General features: G+C 70.7%; 16 protein-coding genes and 1 riboswitch. Of the genes, 9 read left to right on the top strand and 7 right to left on the bottom strand.

The annotated features are described in order from the left end of the window. The first annotated feature begins 131 nt into the window (after positions 1 to 131). The 6 genes from ctaE to QIS99_RS13370 all read left to right on the top strand — a co-directional run bounded on the left by ctaE (position 132) and on the right by QIS99_RS13370 (position 7,355). A complete protein-coding gene (gene ctaE / locus QIS99_RS13395; protein ID WP_282513467.1) occupies positions 132 to 731 on the top strand; it encodes an aa3-type cytochrome oxidase subunit III in 600 nt (199 codons plus the stop codon). Between the two features lie 84 nt (positions 732 to 815). After that, positions 816 to 1,625 (top strand): cytochrome bc1 complex diheme cytochrome c subunit, encoded by an 810-nt coding sequence (qcrC, locus tag QIS99_RS13390; protein WP_282513466.1) that lies wholly within the window; start codon positions 816 to 818, stop codon positions 1,623 to 1,625. Then, a complete protein-coding gene (gene qcrA, locus QIS99_RS13385; protein WP_282513465.1) occupies positions 1,622 to 2,680 on the top strand; it encodes a cytochrome bc1 complex Rieske iron-sulfur subunit in 1,059 nt (352 codons plus the stop codon). Before qcrC ends, qcrA begins: the two co-directional genes overlap by 4 nt. Then, positions 2,677 to 4,302, top strand: a complete 1,626-nt coding sequence (gene qcrB, locus QIS99_RS13380) for a cytochrome bc1 complex cytochrome b subunit (protein ID WP_282513464.1) — start codon at positions 2,677 to 2,679, stop codon at positions 4,300 to 4,302. The genes qcrA and qcrB overlap by 4 nt, the downstream gene beginning before the upstream one ends. Before the next feature lie 130 nt (positions 4,303 to 4,432). Beyond that, complete coding sequence (trpD, locus tag QIS99_RS13375; protein ID WP_282513463.1) at positions 4,433 to 5,500, top strand: anthranilate phosphoribosyltransferase; 1,068 nt, start codon at positions 4,433 to 4,435, stop codon at positions 5,498 to 5,500. A gap of 100 nt (positions 5,501 to 5,600) precedes the next feature. Further along, a riboswitch (SAM riboswitch) is annotated at positions 5,601 to 5,718 on the top strand. A gap of 197 nt (positions 5,719 to 5,915) precedes the next feature. Further along, complete coding sequence (locus QIS99_RS13370; protein WP_282513462.1) at positions 5,916 to 7,355, top strand: aminotransferase class V-fold PLP-dependent enzyme; 1,440 nt, start codon at positions 5,916 to 5,918, stop codon at positions 7,353 to 7,355. Positions 7,356 to 7,373: 18 nt separating this feature from the next. Here the strand turns inward: QIS99_RS13370 and QIS99_RS13365 are convergent, their stop codons facing one another. The 7 genes from QIS99_RS13365 to QIS99_RS13335 form a co-directional block, all read right to left on the bottom strand. Next, the gene (locus QIS99_RS13365) at positions 7,374 to 8,522 is read right to left on the bottom strand and encodes a glycerate kinase family protein (protein WP_282513461.1); all 1,149 of its coding nucleotides are present in this window, start codon (positions 8,520 to 8,522) and stop codon (positions 7,374 to 7,376) included. Between the two features lie 31 nt (positions 8,523 to 8,553). Continuing rightward, entirely contained in the window at positions 8,554 to 9,972 is a 1,419-nt protein-coding gene (locus tag QIS99_RS13360; protein WP_282513460.1) for an SLC13 family permease, read from the bottom strand. Between the two features lie 79 nt (positions 9,973 to 10,051). Continuing rightward, positions 10,052 to 10,723, bottom strand: a complete 672-nt coding sequence (locus QIS99_RS13355) for a response regulator transcription factor (protein ID WP_282513459.1) — start codon at positions 10,721 to 10,723, stop codon at positions 10,052 to 10,054. Positions 10,724 to 10,751: 28 nt separating this feature from the next. Further along, positions 10,752 to 12,191, bottom strand: a complete 1,440-nt coding sequence (locus tag QIS99_RS13350; RefSeq protein ID WP_282513458.1) for a sensor histidine kinase — start codon at positions 12,189 to 12,191, stop codon at positions 10,752 to 10,754. Beyond that, on the bottom strand, positions 12,178 to 12,513 hold the full coding sequence (locus QIS99_RS13345) for a small secreted hydrophilic protein (protein ID WP_282513457.1): 336 nt from the start codon (positions 12,511 to 12,513) through the stop codon (positions 12,178 to 12,180). The genes QIS99_RS13350 and QIS99_RS13345 overlap by 14 nt, the downstream gene beginning before the upstream one ends. A 125-nt stretch (positions 12,514 to 12,638) precedes the next feature. Next, positions 12,639 to 12,920 carry an Lrp/AsnC family transcriptional regulator gene (locus QIS99_RS13340; RefSeq protein ID WP_161699606.1) on the bottom strand — a complete coding sequence of 94 codons (282 nt, stop codon included), beginning with the start codon at positions 12,918 to 12,920 and terminating at the stop codon, positions 12,639 to 12,641. Then, positions 12,917 to 13,669: a rhomboid family intramembrane serine protease gene (locus tag QIS99_RS13335; RefSeq protein ID WP_282513456.1), complete on the bottom strand. Its 753-nt coding sequence runs from the start codon at positions 13,667 to 13,669 to the stop codon at positions 12,917 to 12,919. The genes QIS99_RS13340 and QIS99_RS13335 overlap by 4 nt, the downstream gene beginning before the upstream one ends. Before the next feature lie 195 nt (positions 13,670 to 13,864). Between QIS99_RS13335 and QIS99_RS13330 the strand changes: the two genes are divergently transcribed. The 3 genes from QIS99_RS13330 to QIS99_RS13320 all read left to right on the top strand — a co-directional run bounded on the left by QIS99_RS13330 (position 13,865) and on the right by QIS99_RS13320 (position 17,008). Continuing rightward, the gene (locus tag QIS99_RS13330) at positions 13,865 to 14,104 is read left to right on the top strand and encodes a hypothetical protein (protein ID WP_161699610.1); all 240 of its coding nucleotides are present in this window, start codon (positions 13,865 to 13,867) and stop codon (positions 14,102 to 14,104) included. 31 nt (positions 14,105 to 14,135) lie between these two features. Continuing rightward, positions 14,136 to 15,578, top strand: coding sequence for an NYN domain-containing protein (locus QIS99_RS13325; RefSeq protein ID WP_282513455.1), 1,443 nt, complete (start codon positions 14,136 to 14,138; stop codon positions 15,576 to 15,578). Between the two features lie 404 nt (positions 15,579 to 15,982). Beyond that, complete coding sequence (locus QIS99_RS13320) at positions 15,983 to 17,008, top strand: C40 family peptidase (RefSeq protein WP_282513454.1); 1,026 nt, start codon at positions 15,983 to 15,985, stop codon at positions 17,006 to 17,008. Positions 17,009 to 17,083 lie beyond the last annotated feature (75 nt).

Raw genomic sequence — 17,083 nt, 5'->3', positions numbered from 1 at the left:
CTGTCAACACCGGTACGAACAGGCCGCTGATGGGCCATCCGGGCTGGACATGGGCTGGGAACACTCCGAACGGCACCCCCCGGAGTGAGGGCTGGATAAGCGACCGACATAATGTCGGCGTGGCGACAGCAATGACAGTAGACAAGGGGCACGCGCACCCGTCGGTCAATCGACCGAACCTCACCAGCGTCGGAACCATCATCTGGCTGAGTTCCGAGCTGATGTTCTTCGCGGCCCTCTTCGCGATGTACTTCACCCTGCGTTCGGTTACGGGTGCCGAACACTGGAAGGAAATGGCTTCGGCCCTGAACTTCCCCTTCTCGGCGACGAACACCACGATCCTGGTGCTCTCCTCGCTCACCTGCCAGCTCGGCGTCTTCGCCGCCGAGCGCGGTGACGTGAAGAAGCTCCGGGCCTGGTTCATCGTGACCTTCATCATGGGCGCGATCTTCATCGGCGGTCAGGTCTTCGAGTACACCGAGCTGGTCAAGCACGAGGGCCTCTCGCTCTCGTCCGGCCCGTACGGCTCGGTGTTCTACCTCACCACCGGCTTCCACGGTCTGCACGTGACCGGCGGTCTGATCGCCTTCCTGCTGGTTCTCGGCAGGACGTACGCGGCCAAGAGGTTCACTCACGAGCAGGCAACCTCCGCCATCGTCGTGTCCTACTACTGGCACTTCGTCGATGTCGTCTGGATCGGCCTCTTCGCCACGATCTACATGATCAAGTAATCGGGCCCGGGTCCGTACGACGAACCCGCCGCCCATCACATTCCAGAAGCATCGACGCAGAAGATCCTGACACCGGGGTAATCCGTGAAAAAGCTCTCCGCACGACGACGCCATCCGCTGGCGGCGGTCGTCGTCCTACTCCTCGCGCTGGCGGCCACCGGGGGGCTGTACGCCGCGTTCGCACCCGCGGACAAGGCGCAGGCCGATGAAACCGCCCAGTCCCTCGCCATCGACGAGGGCAAGAAGCTCTACGCCGTCGGCTGCTCCAGCTGCCACGGCACCGGTGGTCAGGGCACTTCCGACGGCCCGAGCCTTGTCGGCGTCGGCGCCGCGGCGGTGGACTTCCAGGTGGGCACCGGCCGTATGCCGGCCCAGCAGCCCGGCGCCCAGGTGCCGCGCAAGAAGGTCATCTACGACCAGGCCGAGATCGACCAGCTCGCGGCGTACGTCGCGTCGCTCGGCGCCGGTCCCGCGGTGCCGACCGAAAAGCAGTACAACCCCGAGGGCGCCGACATCGGCAAGGGTGGCGAACTGTTCCGCAGCAACTGCGCGCAGTGCCACAACTTCACCGGTGAGGGTGGCGCCCTGACCCACGGCAAGTTCGCGCCGACCCTTGAGGACGTGTCTCCGAAGCACATCTACGAGGCCATGCAGACCGGCCCGCAGAACATGCCGTCCTTCCCCGACACCACGATGCCGGAGAAGGAGAAGAAGGACATCATCGCGTACATCGACGCGGTCAACGGTGAGAAGACCGCCAGCCCGGGCGGGCTCAAGCTGGGCGGCCTCGGCCCCGTCAGTGAGGGTCTGTTCGCCTGGATCTTCGGTCTGGGCGCGATGATCGCCGTCGCCGTCTGGGTAGCCGCTCGGACCGCAAAGGCCAAGAAGTCATGAGTAGCCAAGACATTCCTGAAGAGAACCTGCCGAGCGAGCAGGACGCTGCCGGGCACACCCTGCAGAAGACCGCGGACACCGACCCGTTCGCGGACCCGGGACTGCCCCCGCACGAGCACCGGGTCCAGGACATCGACGAGCGGGCCGCCAAGAGCTCCGAGCGCACGGTCGCCCTGCTGTTCACGATCTCGATGCTCGCCACCATCGGCTTCATCGCCTCTTACGTGACCTTCCCGGTCGAGAAGATCGTCTACATCTGGCCGCTCGGGCACATCAGCGCGCTGAACTTCGCCCTGGGCATCACGCTCGGCATCGCGCTGTTCTGCATCGGCGCGGGCGCGGTCCACTGGGCCCGCACGCTGATGTCCGACGTGGAGATCGCCGACGACCGGCACGCGATCGAGGCCGAGCCCGAGGTCAAGGCCAAGGTCATGGCGGACTTCGCGGCCGGCGCCGAGGAGTCCGGCTTCGGCCGGCGCAAGCTGATCCGCAACACGATGTTCGGCGCCATGGCCCTCGTGCCGCTCTCCGGCGTCGTACTCCTGCGTGACCTGGGTCCCCTGCCCGAGGACAAGCTGCGGCACACGCGCTGGGCCAAGGGCAAGATGCTCGTCAACATGAACACGCACGAGCCGCTGCGCCCGTCGGACGTCGCCGTGGGTTCGCTGACCTTCGCCATGCCCGAGGGCATGTCGGAGCACGACCACGATTTCCAGAAGGAGATCGCCAAGGCCGCCCTGATGATCGTCCGCATCCAGCCGGACGACATCAAGGACAAGCGCGAGCTTGAGTGGTCGCACGAGGGCATCGTGGCGTACTCGAAGATCTGCACCCACGTGGGCTGCCCGATCTCCCTGTACGAGCAGCAGACGCACCACGCCCTCTGCCCGTGCCACCAGTCCACCTTCGACCTCTCCGACGGTGCCCGAGTGATCTTCGGCCCGGCCGGTCACGCCCTGCCGCAACTGCGCATCGGTGTGAACGAGGAGGGCTACCTTGAGGCGCTCGGCGACTTCGAAGAGCCCGTCGGTCCTGCCTTCTGGGAGCGCGGATGAGCACCAATACTGAGAACAAGAGGAAGGCACCGGCCGGCGAGCGCGTAGCCGACTGGGCCGACGGCCGCCTGGGGATCTACTCCCTGGCCAAGGCCAACATGCGGAAGATCTTCCCGGACCACTGGTCCTTCATGCTGGGCGAGATCTGCCTCTACAGCTTCATCATCATCATCCTCACGGGTGTGTATCTGACGCTGTTCTTCCACCCGTCGATGAACGAGGTGGAGTACGCGGGCAGTTACGTCCCGCTGCAGGGTCAGCTGATGTCCGAGGCGTTCAACTCGACGATGCACATCAGCTTCGAGGTCCGCGGTGGTCTGCTGATCCGGCAGATCCACCACTGGGCCGCGCTGATCTTCGTCGCGGCGATGCTCGTGCACATGATGCGCGTCTTCTTCACCGGCGCGTTCCGCAAGCCGCGCGAGGTCAACTGGCTGTTCGGCTTCCTGCTGCTCGTGCTCGGCATGTTCACCGGCTTCACCGGCTACTCGCTCCCGGACGACCTGCTGTCCGGTACGGGTGTCCGCTTCATGCAGGGCGCCGTGCTGTCCGTCCCGGTCGTCGGCACGTACCTGTCGATGTTCCTGTTCGGCGGTGAGTTCCCCGGCGGCGACTTCGTGGCCCGGTTCTACTCGGTGCACATCCTGCTGCTGCCCGGCATCATGATGGGCCTGCTGGTGGCCCACCTGATCCTGGTCTTCTACCACAAGCACACCCAGTTCGCGGGTCCCGGCCGGACCAACAAGAACGTGGTCGGCATGCCGCTGCTTCCGGTCTACATGGCCAAGGCCGGTGGCTTCTTCTTCCTGGTCTTCGGTGTCATCGCCGTCGTCTCCGCGATCGCCACGATCAACCCGATCTGGGCGATCGGCCCGTACCGGCCGGACCAGGTGTCCACGGGCGCCCAGCCCGACTGGTACATGGGCTTCTCCGAGGGCCTGATCCGTGTGATGCCGGGCTGGGAGATCAACCTCTGGGGTCACACGCTCGTCCTGGGTGTGTTCGTCCCGCTGATGATCTTCCCGCTGGTCCTGGCGGCCATCGCGGTCTACCCGTTCATCGAGTCCTGGGTCACCGGCGACAAGCGCGAGCACCACATCCTGGACCGCCCGCGCAACGCCCCGACCCGTACGGCCTTCGGTGTCGCCTGGCTGACCTGGTACTTCGTCCTGCTCGTCGGTGGTGGAAACGACCTCTGGGCGACCCACTTCCACCTGTCGATCAACTCGATCACCTGGTTCGTCCGGATCGCGTTCTTCGTCGCTCCCGTCCTCGCGTTCGTCATCACCAAGCGGATCTGCCTGGGTCTGCAGCGGCGCGACAAGGAGAAGGTGCTGCACGGGCGCGAGTCCGGCATCATCAAGCGCCTGCCGCACGGCGAGTTCATCGAGGTGCACGAGCCGCTCAACCAGGAGCAGCTGCACACCCTCACCGCGCACGAGCAGTACGAGCCGGTCGAACTCGGCCCCGAGGTCGACGAGAACGGCGTCAGGCGCAAGCTGTCGCGCGGCGAGAAGCTCCGGGCCAAGCTCTCCAAGGGCTACTACGGGGAGGACAGCCAGATCCCCAAGGCCACGGCGGACGAGTACAAGGAGATCACCAGCGGCCACGGCCACCACTGATCCCCGTCGGCTGTAGCTGAACGCCACGGCAGGAGCCCCGTCCAATCGTCGGACGGGGCTCTTTGCCGTCCCCGGCCTTGGCTAGGCTGGGGCCCACACCCCTTTCGTACGTACGAGACCAGGAGTAGCCATGAGCAGCGCTACGACCCCCGCTGGAGGCAACCACGCGGCGGGCCGTACCTGGCCCGACGTACTGAACGGACTGCTCGAAGGGCGGGACCAGAGCGCCGACGACACCGCGTGGGCGATGGACCGCATCATGCGCGGCGAGGCGACGGACGCGCAGATCGCCGGGTTCGCGGTGGCGCTGCGGGCCAAGGGCGAGACCGTGGAGGAGATCTCCGGTCTGGTACGGACCATGTACGAGCACGCCAACACCATCGAGGTGCCCGGGCCCAGCGTCGACATCGTCGGCACCGGCGGGGACGGCGCGAAGACCGTCAACATCTCCACGATGTCCGCGATCGTGGTGGCCGGCACCGGCACCAAGGTCGTCAAGCACGGCAACCGGGCGGCTTCGAGTGCGAGCGGGGCCTCGGATGTCCTGGAGAAGCTCGGGGTGAATCTGGAGTTGACGCCGCGGCGGGTCGCCGAGGTGGCCGGCGAGGCGGGCATCACCTTCTGCTTCGCGGTGAAGTTCCACCCCGCGCTGCGCCATGTGGCCGCCGCGCGCAAGGAGTTGGGGATCCGGACGACCTTCAACTTCCTCGGCCCGCTCACCAACCCCGCCCACGTCAAGGCCCAGGCCACCGGCGTCGCCGACCCGCGGATGGCGCCGATCGTCGCCGGAGTGCTCGCCAAGCGCGGCTCCAGTGCCCTGGTGTTCCGCGGGGACGACGGCCTGGACGAGCTCACCACCACCGCCACCTCGCGGGTGTGGATCGTGCGCGACGGGAGCGTGCGTGAGGAGGCCTTCGACCCCCGGGACGTCGGCGTCGATCTCGTGCCCGTGGAGGCGCTGCGCGGCGCGGACGCCTCGTACAACGCCGATGTGGCCCGGCGGCTGCTGAGCGGCGAGACCGGGCCCGTACGGGAGGCCGTGCTGCTCAACGCGGCGGCGGCGCTGGTGGCGTTGGAGCCGACCGGGGCGCCGCTGGCCGAGCAGATCGCGGCCGGGATGGCCAGGGCGGCCGAGTCGATCGACTCGGGGGCGGCGAAGCGGGCGCTCGACCGGTGGGTCGCGGCCAGCAACTCGTGAGCCCGTATCTGCTGAGACAGCAGGCAGTGTGACGCAAGGCGCAGTCCGGATTCTGGACTGCGCCTTGCGCGTGCTCGATCTTCTGGCAAGATGCTCGTCAGGTCATGAGTGACAGCGATCGAGGCCCCGGCCCGCTGTCCGGCAACCCTCCGTCCGTGGCGGGGTGCCCCGGGTGAAGACCAGGCCGCAGGCAGCGAGGTCTGCGGCAAGCGCGGACCCCTGCACACCCTGGGGTCCTGGTCCTCAAGGGAGCAGTCTCGTGAGCAAGCGAATGCGATAGGGCGCAGAGCCCCTTCCCGCGTATCACCTTTCTTTCCTCACTCCCGCGCCGTCGACGCGCCCCCGTGCACCCCCGTGTGTGCTTGAGGCTGCGTCCGGTCGCGGTGAATTCGCCTGCCTCTTACGGGAGTTCGCCATGTCTGTCGCCACCTCTGCCGCCACCACCACCGCCGCCTCTGCCGCCGCCGACGAGTCCGGCTGTACCCCGCTGCCCGTCCTCGGCCGGGACGTCACCGTCCCGCTGGTGACCGGCGGCGAAGTGACCTACGCGGCCCTCGACTACGCCGCCAGCGCGCCGGCCCTGCAGCGCGTGTGGGACGACGTGGCCGCCTACGCCCCGTACTACGGCAGCGTGCACCGCGGCGCCGGGTACCTCTCGCAGCTCTCCACCGACCTGTTCGAGAACGCGCGCCGCACCGTCGAGGAGTTCCTCGACTGCCGCGCGGACGACCAGCTGGTCTTCACCCGGTCCACCACCGACTCCCTCAATCTGCTCGCCGCCGCGCTGCCCGCCGACTGCCAGGTCTTCGTCTTCGAGACCGAGCACCACGCCTCGCTGCTGCCGTGGCGCGACGCGCGGGTCACGTACCTCAACGCGCCCCGCACGCCCGGTGAGGCCGTCACCACCCTGGAGCGGGCGCTCGCCGACCGCGAGCCTTCCCCGAGCTCTCAGCTTCGTTCGAGCAGGGGAGGCCCCAATGGTCCGGCGCTCGTGTGCGTCACCGGCGCCTCCAACGTGACCGGTGAGCTGTGGCCCGTGAAGGAGCTCGCCGCCGCCGCGCACGCGCACGGCGCCCGGATCGTCCTCGACGCCGCCCAGCTCGCACCCCACCACCCGCTCTCCGTCCGGGAGTTGGACGTCGACTGGGTCGCGTTCTCCGGGCACAAGCTGTACGCGCCGTTCGGCTCCGGTGTGCTCGCCGGGCGCGCCGACTGGCTGCAGGAGGCCGAGCCGTACCTCGCCGGCGGCGGCGCGTCGAAGGCTGTGGCCCGGCGTACGGACGGCGGCGTGGACGTCGAGTGGCACACCACCGCGGCCCGCCACGAGGCCGGTTCGCCGAACGTGATCGGCGCGTACTCCATCGCCTCCGCCTGCAAGGCGCTCACCGAGGCCGGGTTCGACTCGCTCGTGGCGCGCGAGCGGCAGCTGATCGACCTGGTGCGGGACGGGTTCGCCGAGGTGCCCGAGGTGAAGGTGCTCTCGCTGTTCGGCGACGACGCGCCGCGGGTCGGGGTGCTCTCCTTCGTCGTGGAGGGCTGGAACAGCTCGCACTTCGCCGCCGCGCTCTCCGCCGAGTACGGGATCGGCGTACGGGACGGCCTGTTCTGCGCCCACCCCCTGGTCCGCACCCTCCTCGGCAGCGACCCGCAGGAGCAGGGCGAGTGCGGTGCCCCGGAGGGCGCGCCCGGCGAGAAGTCCCTCAACGCGATCCGCGTCAGCTTCGGCGCGGGCACCCCGGACGAGCACGTGGAGCGGTTCGTACGGGCGGTCCGGGAGCTGGTACGGGACGGTGCGCGGTGGTCGTACCGCACCGAGGGTGGTCGTTGCGTGCCGGACACGGGTTCGGCGTCCTAGCCGGACAAACTGCATTGCTCACGCCGCCAACCGTGCCCCCAACAGCACCATCCGCAGGGCTCGTTCCGTGGCGTCCGTCAAGAACTCCCCGCCCCGGCCCAGCGCCTCCGGCAGGGACACCGGGGCCGGGAGGATCGAGCTGTACGCGTCCACTCCCGCCGCCGTGACCTGGTGAGCGCCCTCCCCGATCGTGCCCGCGAGGGCGAGCACCGGCCGGCCGGACTGCTTCGCGCGACGGGCCACCTCGGCCGGTACCTTGCCGCGCGGCGTCTGGTGGTCCAGGGCGCCCTCCGCGGTCACGACCAGGTCGGCGCGGGCCAGGCGGGCGTCCAGGTCCAGGTGGTCCAGGAGCACGTCGAAGCGGGGGAGCAGGCGGGCGCCCAGGGCGGCGAGGCCCGCGCCGAGGCCGCCGGACGCGCCGGTGCCGGGGCCCTCGCGCAGGCCGACGGCGCCGAGGTCGCGTTCCAGTACGTACGCCCAGCGCTCCAGGCCCGCCGACAGCTCCTCCACCTGCTCGGGGGAGGCGCCCTTCTGCGGTCCGAACACGCGGGCCACGCCGCGCTCCCCGCACAGCACGTTGAACGGGTTGCAGGCGACCTGGAGCTCCACGTCCTTCAGGCGCGGGTCGAGGCCGCTCGCGTCGACGCGGTCCAGGCGGCGCAACTCGGTGCCGCCGCGCGGGAGTTCGTACCCCCTCGCGGTGAGCAGCCGGGCGCCGAGAGCCTGCAGGGCGCCGGCGCCGCCGTCCGACGTACCGGAGTCGCCGCAGCCGACCAGGATGCGCCGCACCCCCGTGTCCAGGGCGGCGCGGATCAGCTCGCCGACGCCGTACGTGGTCGTGGCGCCCGGGTCGCGCAGGGCCTGCGGGACCAGGGAGAGGCCGGCGACCGCGGCCATCTCGACCACCGCCGTGTCCCCGTCGAGCAGCGCGAAGTGGGTGCCGACCCGCTCGCCGACCGGGCCGGTCGCCGGGAGCGCGACGAGCCGGCCGCCGGTGGCCGAGGCGAGCGCGCCCGCGGTGCCCTCGCCGCCGTCGACCAGCGGGATCAGGTCGACCTCGGCGTGCGGGACGACACGGCGTACCCCCGAGGCGATCGCCTCGGCGGCGTCCTGGGCGGACAGGGACTCCTTGAAGCCGCTGGGGGCTACGGCGAAACGGGTCAGCATGGCTGTCAACTCCTCGATGACACAGGTGAGTTCAGGGGTTCAGGACCGGCACGCCGAGCAGCGGCCAGACGGTGAGGGCGAAGAGCAGGACGAGCGCGGCGGTCGCCGGGGCAAGGACGGCGGACAGGCGCAGCAGGTCGCGAGGGCCGTACGTGGGCGTGCCCGCCAGGTCGGAGAAGAGCGTGACCGGCTTCGCCGAGGCGGGCAGGGTGTGACAGAAGCCCGCGGCGGCCGTGGAGGCGAGCGCGGCGGCCACCGGGTTGACGCCCGCCCCGACCGCCGCCGCCACGACCAGCGGGACGAGCACCGAGGAACGGGCCGAGCGGGACTGCAGGATCAGGTGGGCCGCGGTGCTGATCACCACGACCACCCCGAGGAACACCCACGGCTCCACCGCCACCGGCAGCCCCGACACCAGCCACTTCGCCGCACCCGAGTCGGCGAGCGCCACGCCCATCGCCATCGTCGCGGCCATGAAGAGCAGCAGCGCCCACGGCACCGTCTTCAGGGCGTCCTTCAGGCGTACGGTGCCGAGCGCGGGGGAGGCCGCGACGACCGCGCCGATCAACGCGACCACGGCGGGCGGCACCTGGTGCAACGGCTCGCTGCACCACAGGGCGACGACCGTGCCGAGCAGCAGCGCGCAGCGGGCCTCGGCGGAGGACAGCGGGCCGGTCACGGGCTGCTCGCTGTGCTCCTGTATCCGGTCGGCGGTGATCCGGACCGGGCCGCGCCGGTCCGCCCGCCGGGTCGTCGTCAACAGGACGAGTTCGGCGGCCAGATGGGAGGAGGCGACGGCGAGCGGCAGGCCGAGCAGCAGCCACTGCGTGAACCCGATCCGGTCACCGGTCGCCTCCCACAGCACCGACACGGTGATCAGATGCGCCCCCGCGCCGATCAGCGTCGCCACCGCCGAGAGCAGGATCACCGTCGGGAACAGCAGCGCCAGCATCACGACGAGCCGCCTGCGGTCGGACAGCACCTTGGCGAGCGCCAGGAAGACGGGCAGCGCGAGCGCGGCCCGCCCCGAGGTGGCCGGCACCGCGAAGGCCGTCACCACCAGCGCGGCGGTCGTCAGATGCGTCAACTGCCGTACGCTGCGGGCCCCCGAGACCAGGAACGCCGCCGCACGCCCCGCGAGCCCCGTCCGGGCCACCGCCGCGGCGAGCACGAACGCGCAGATCAGCAGCCACACCGTGGCGTCGCCGAGGGTGCCGAAGAGGGTGTCGCTGCTGATCACCCCGGTCGCGGTGAGCGCCAGCCCCGCGCCGAGCGCGATGTACGTGTCGTCGATCGGCGTGCCGATCCACGCGCACGTCGCGAGCGCGAACACGGCGAGGGTGAGACGGGCGTCGCCGCCGAGGCCGGGGAAGTTGGTGGGGACGAGCAGCAGCCCGCAGAGGGTCAGGGCCACGCAGAGGGTTGCCGCTTGCCGGAAGTTCACTGTCACGTACGACAGTCTTCGAGGCGGGCGTGAGTCCTCTATGAGCCGTAAATGAAAGGAAGTTCACCCACGGCCGACATGCCCCTTACGCCGCGTCCCCCGGCAGCCGGTACCCCATCCCCCGAACCGTCTCCACCCGCTCCGCGCCCAGCTTCTTGCGCAGCGCGCGCACGTAGACGTCCACGATGTTGGAGCCCGGGTCGAAGTCGTAGCCCCACACGTGCGACAGGATCTGCTCGCGGGCGAGGACCTGGCCGGGGTGGCGCAGGAACAGTTCGAGCAGCACGAACTCGCGGGCCGTGAGGTCCACCGTCCGTGTCCCCGAACGCGCCCTGCGGGTACGGAGATCCAGGCTCAGCTCGCCGCTGCGCAGCACCGTCACCTCGGGGGCGCGGGCCGCGGTGCGCAGGCGGAGCCGGACCCGGGCGAGCAGCTCCTCGAAGCGGAACGGCTTGGTCATCCAGTCGTCCGCGCCCCCTTCGAGGCCCGCGACCGTGTCCCGTACGGAGTCCCGCGCGGTCAGCACGATCACCGGGACCGTGACGCGGGCCTCGCGCAGCTGCCGCAGAACCGTGAAGCCGTCCCGGCCCGGCAGGCCGATGTCCAGGACGATCAGGTCGAAGCCGCCGGTCAGGGCGTAGTCGTGGGCCGCGTCGCCGTCGCCGACCACGGTGGTGGTGAAGCCGTTGGCGCGCAGGCCCTTCTCGACGAACGAGGCGATGCGGTCCTCGTCCTCGACGATCAGAATCCGGTTCACCTGTGTCCCTTTCGAGGGAGGGGAGCGTTCAACGGTCTTCCTCCAGCGGCAGATCGAGTACGAACGTGGCCCCGGCGTCCGATGACCTCAGCCGCACGCCGCCCCGGTGGCCCTCGGCGATCGCCCGCACGATGGCCAGGCCGAGCCCGGCCCCGGTCGTACGGGCGCCGCGCCGGGCCGTGCCGCGTCGGAACCGTTCGAAGATCACCTCGGCGTCCTGCGGCTGCACGCCGGGGCCCGAGTCGGCGACGTACAGCTCGACCCGGGCCCCGGCCAGGCGTGACCCGATCCGGACGGTCTGGCCCGCGGTGGTGTGCTGGACCGCGTTCTGGGCCAGCTGGACCATCGCCTGGGTGATCCGCTGGGCGTCCAGCCCGGCCTCGCCGTCGGCCACTTCGGGCAGCTGCCAGTCGCGCTCGCCGAGGGTGCGGGCCTTGACGAAGACATCGGCGGTGAGCTCCGCGAGCTGCACGGGCGCCGGGGTGACGAAGTCCGGCCGCTCGGCCTTGGCGAGCAGCAGCAGGTCCTCGACGATCCGGCTCATCCGGTCCAGTTCGTCGGTGACCAGGCGGACGGTCTCCTCGCGCTCGGCCGGATCGTCGCCCATCAGCTCCAGGTGCCCGCGGACGATGGTGATGGGGGTGCGCAGCTCGTGCCCGGCGTCGTCGACGAACTCCCGCTGCGCGGCGAACGCCCGCTCCAGGCGGTCCAGCATCGCGTTGAACGTCTCGGCGAGCGCCGCCACGTCGTCCCGGCCCTGCACCGGAATGCGCTGGGTGAGGTCCTGCTCGGTCAGCTGGGCGGCGGCGGTACGGACCGTGCGTACGGGCTTGAGGATGCGGCCCGCGACGGCCCAGCCGATGCCCGTCGTCATCAGGAGCGCCACTCCGGAGATCGCGAGCATCAGGCGGAACACCTCGTCCACGCGGGCGAGTTCGCGCTCTGGGTGGAAGGCGACCACGAAGGCCGCCTCCGGTTCGCCGCCGTGCCGGGCGACGCTCACCTTGGCCCAGCGGATCTCCCCCTCGGGGCGGTGCAGGGCGCCGGTGGCCTCGTCCGCCTCGAAGATCGCGCGGCGGGCGGCGGCGTCCTCGTGCAGCGGGCGCTCGACCGGAATCTCGCGCTGCTGGACGCGCTGGGCGGGGGAGCGGCCGTCGCGGGCGACCAGGCCGAGCAGTTCCTCGTCGGTGTCGGCGTACTGCCGTTCGAGGAAGACGTGGATCAGGCGGTCCGGGTCGGTGAACGGGCGGCCGGTCTCCGGATCGACGCCCTGCGCCTCGAAGTTGGTGAACTCGCTGGTCTCCTGGGCGAGCAGCCGGGAGATGCGGTGGTCGACGTCGCGGACCAGGACGGAGCGGGTGGTCATCGCGACCGCGGCGAGCGCCACGGCCATCACGACGAGCAGCCAGAGCAGGATCCGGACGCGCGCGGATATCCACCGCGCGGGCCCGGGTTCAGCCGTCGTCACGGTCTCCCGCGCCGCGCTCGGACCGGTCGTCGGTGTCGTCGGCGGATTCGTCCGGGCCGTCCGCGCCGTCATCGTCGCCGCCCGTGGGGCCGTCGCTCACCGGCGGCCGCGAGACCACCTCGTCGCTGGGCGTCGGCGTCGGCTCCGGCTTCGGGGAGCCGGAACCCGAGCCGGACGGGGTCGGCGAACCGCTCTCCAGCTCCAGCTTGGGCGGCGCCTTGGGCGGCTCGGGGCTGTCGGTGAGGGCGTAGCTGGTCGCCGCGATGCCGAGCGGAATCGCGACGACGGCGGCGAGGGCCGCCATGCGGTGGGAGAAGGCCATGCATCGAGCGTGCGGTACGGGGTGCGGCGCCAGGATGAGGCCAAGGTGAAGGAACCTTCATCCGGCGCCGCTCACGGCGGACAGGTGTCCGGATGTACGGGGGTATGGATGCCCGGATGCCCGGATCAGGAGTCGAGGCCGATGGCGAAGGCGGCTTCGAGGTCGTGCTGGGAGTAGGTACGGAACGCGACGTGCGTGTCCGTGCCCTCCACGCCGGGGATCTTGCTGATCCGGCCGGGGATCACGTCCGCCAGGTCGTCGTGGCGCGCGACCCGCACCATGGCGATCAGGTCGTACGTACCGGTCACGGAGAAGACCTCGCTGACGCTGTCCAGCGCGGCGATCGACTCGGCGATCTCCGGAATCCGGTCCACGCTGGTCTTGATGAGCACGATCGCGGTGATCACGGCTGACTGTCTCCCTCGGTGGCCGTCGTCGCAGTGCCCCCCAGCCTAGCCGTACGGGAATAGCGCACCCACGCGTAGACGAAACCAAGCGAGAACCCCACCACGTGTGCCAGATACGCGACCCCGGGGCCGCCCGAGTCGCGCTGGGCCGCCACCCACTGCAGGGCCACCCAGAACGGCAGCACGATCCAGGCGGGGAAACGCAGCGGCACGAAGAACAGGAACGGGAAGAGGCTCGTCACCCGGGCCTTCGGGAACAGCCGCAGAAACGCCCCGAGCACCGCCGCGATCGCCCCGGAGGCCCCGACGAGGGTCGCCTGCGAGTCCCCGTGGACCATCGCGTACGCACACAGCGCGAGGGCGCCGCAGCCCAGGTAGAACAGCGCGAACTGGAGGTGCCCCATCCGCTCCTCGGCCATCACGCCGAACACGCACAGGAACAGCACGTTGCCGAGCAGATGGAGCCAGCTGCCGTGCACGAACAGCGCGGTCAGCGGGGTCAGCGCGGCCCGCGGGTCGCCGGTGAGCAGCTCGGCCGGGATCACCCCCCAGCGCTGGAAGTAGCCGCGCTGCGCGGCGAGCAGCGCCTCCCCGGTGCCGTACGTGGCGTTCAGGCCCGAGGACGGGGAGAGCACGAAGACCGCGCAGCAGAGCGCGGCCAGGGCGTACGTGACAACGGGGCCGTGGCCGAGCAGCAGCTGCTTGAGCGCCTGGGCGGCGGGGCTTGGTCCGCTCTTGTCCGTGATCATGCGACAGATCCTGACGTAACGGGGCCGAGCGGGACGGACCGCCTCGCCGTACCGGCCCGTGGACGCGGCGTACCCAGGCCCTCCGGCAGGCCGTAGGGTTGAAACGGAGTGTTTCCCCCCGGGACCCACCGGGACCCACCGAGCACTACCCCGAGCACGACCCGAGTACGACCCGAGGAAAGGCGCACGAGCGCGATGACGGTTCCCCTGCCGACCGACACCACCCGCTGGCGCTGCACGCTGTGCGGCAACCTCACGCGTTTCGACGTCACCCGCTCCTCGAAGGTGGTGGAGTACGTCCATCTCGACCTGGCCGGTGAGCCGAAGGTCGAGGAACGCGAGGTGGTCAGTGAGACCATCGAGTCCGTGCGCTGCCGCTGGTGCAACGCGGTGGACCAGATCGAGTTGGTGGACAGGCCGGGCGCGGAATCCTGAGGGGTCCCGCCCACAGCAAGTGGGGTGACGGATGGTGGAGGCGGGTGAGCATGGCTCCGGTGCCCAGCCTGCCGGTGCGGCGGGGCGTGACTCCGGTGCCGAGCCTGCCGGTGCGGCGGGGCGTGACTCCGGTGCCGAGCCTGCCGGTGCGGCCGACGGCCCCGCCGAGACGCTCGACCGTCCGCTGCCCGAAGGCGTGCGCCGCCGCGTCGTCGCGATCGCCGCGGAGGGCTTCGGCGGCCTGACCGTCGCCGAACTCCCCGCCCAGCTGCGGCAGTACGCGCGCTTCACCCCCACCCGGCGCCTGAAGTTCGCGGGCAACGCGATGGCCGCGGCCCTGGAGGGCGAGACCCTCTTCCGGCAGCGCATCGGCGAACGCCTCCGCGAGGCCCAGCCCGAACTCGCCGACGCGCTCGACGCCGGTACCCCGCCCCCGGCCGCCGACCCGCTGGACGTCGCGGCCGCCGCGTACGTCCTGCGGCCCACCGGCTGGGTCAAGTTGGTCACCGCCGCCGGCGAGGAGGCGCAGCGCGCCGACGCCGAGCGGGTCGGCGAGGAGACCCGGACGGAGCTGGAGCGGCTGCGCCGCGAACTCGCCGAGGCCCGCGACAAGTCCCGCTCCGAGACGGAGCGGCTGCGCACCGAACTGGACACCGCCAAGCGCGAGGCCGAGTCGCTGCACCGCAAGCTGCGCGCGGCACACAGTGACATCAAGCGCGGCGAGGCGGCGCTGCGCAAGGCCGCCGCAGAGGCGGAGGCGCTGCGCGCCGAGACGCACACGCAGCTCTCCGCCGCCGACAGCGAGGCCCGTCGCCTCAAGTCCCGGCTCGGCGAGGCCGAGTCCGCGCTCGAAGCCAGCCGCAAGGCCAGCCGCGAGGGGCGGTCCGTGGAGGACATGCGGGTGCGGCTGCTGCTCGACACCCTCCTGGAGTCGACGCAGGGCCTGCGCCGCGAACTCGCCCTGCCGCCCGTGTCCGTACGCCCTGCGGAGACCGTGGACGCGGTCGAGCCCGGCCGGATGACGCCCAAGGACATCGCGGCCCGCGCGCTGTCCGAGAACGACCCGGCGATCCTCGACCAGCTCCTTGCGCTGCCCCAGGCCCACCTGGTCGTGGACGGGTACAACGTCACCAAGACCGGCTATCCCACGATGCCGTTGGAGAAGCAGCGGCTGCGGCTGCTCGGTTCGCTCTCCGCGCTCGCCGCGCAGACCGGGGCCGAGGTCACCTGTGTCTTCGACGGTGCGGAACTGGCCGCCCCGGTGCTGCTCGCGCCGCCGCGCGGGGTACGGGTGCTCTTCTCGAAGCCGGGGGTCACGGCGGACGAGCTGATCCGCCAGCTGGTCCGGGCGGAACCGCCCGGACGGCCGGTGACCGTCGTCTCCACGGACCGCGAGGTGGCCGACGGGATCGCCCGGGCGGGGGCGCGGCCGGTGGCTTCGGCGGTGCTGCTGAAGAGGTTGTCGCGGGGGTAGTCCGCCCCGCACCGTCGGCCTGGGCCCCGCCCGGTTGCCCTGCGGCCTCGTCCTCAATCGCCGCGCTTGCGCCGCATTTGACGTTCACCTTCTGGACGCACCCGCCCGGCACCGATCACTACCCGCTCGCGGCATTCGAGGAACAAGGCAACTCCTGCCCCTAATGCCCGATTTGGCGAACCCTAAGCGCTACCCCGCGTCAAGTGCGCATCACTGCCCGTGCGTTGAGAGTAAAGAATCCGCTCCGCTGGCGAGATTTTCCCCGGCAGGATTTGAAGGATCACGATGAGGTCACTTAGTGTCTGGGCTCGAACCTCCGCTCGGTTGATCACTCATCAGGAGTGGCGGTGGGGGTCCCGCCCACCGCGACCGGTAGGCGCGTTGAGGAAGAAGGAGCCGCCCCCGTGGCGTCCCACCGTCGACCGAAGCAGCCGAGCCGCACGCGCGTGACCGTGCTCACCGCGACCGCCGCAGCTGCCGTCGCCCTCACTTCACAGGCCGCACAGGCCGACCCCAAGCCGAGCAAGAAGGACGTCAAGGCGAAGGTCGACAAGCTCTACGAAGAGGCCGAGAAGGCGACCGAGAAGTACAACGGCGCCAAGGAGCAGCAGGACAAGCTCGAAGACGAGATCAGCGATCTGCAGGACAAGGTCGCCCGCGGCCAGGACGAGCTCAACGAGCTGCGCTCCGGCATCGGTTCGCTGGCCAGCGCGCAGTACCGCTCCGGTGGCATCGACCCCTCCGTGCAGCTCTTCCTCTCCTCCGACCCGGACTCGTACCTCGACAAGGCCTCCTCGCTCGACCAGCTGACGAGCAGGCAGGCCGACGCCCTCAAGAAGATCCAGTCGAAGCAGCGGACCCTCGCGCAGCAGCGCTCCGAGGCCTCCGGCAAGCTCAAGGACCTTGAGGACACCCGCGAGGAACTGGGCGAGAAGAAGAAGGAAGTCCAGGGCAAGCTCGCCGAGGCGCAGAAGCTGCTCAACACCCTCTCCGAGAAGGAGCGCGCCGCGATGGCCGCCGCGGAGGAGCGCGCCAGCCGCGCCGCCGGGGACCGCGCCGACCTGGGCGACGAAGCGCCCGCCTCGGGCCGTGGCGCCGCCGCCCTCAACATCGCCAAGAGCAAGATCGGTTCGCCGTACGTCTACGGCGCCACCGGCCCCAGCTCCTTCGACTGCTCGGGCCTGACCCAGTGGTCGTTCGCGCAGGCCGGCGTCTCCATCCCGCGCATCTCGCAGGACCAGGCCAACGCCGGCACCCGCCTCGGGCGCAGCGAGCTCAAGCCCGGCGACCTGGTCATCTTCTACGGCGACCTGCACCACGTCGGCTTCTACGCGGGCAACGGCCAGATCCTGCACGCCCCGAAGCCCGGTGCCGCCGTGCGGTACGAGTCGATCAACAACATGCCGTTCCAGTTCGGCGTCCGTATCTGACACGCGCAACCGGCCGGAAGGCGGCTCGGCACGTCCCGACACGCCCTCCGAACGGGCGAATTCACCGATCGTGTG

Origin of the sequence: Streptomyces solicavernae, from assembly GCF_029968095.1 — a bacterium.
GTDB lineage: Bacteria > Actinomycetota > Actinomycetes > Streptomycetales > Streptomycetaceae > Streptomyces > Streptomyces solicavernae.
Note: the sequence above shows the minus strand (reverse complement) of the source record. Positions and strands in the feature narration are given on the sequence as shown.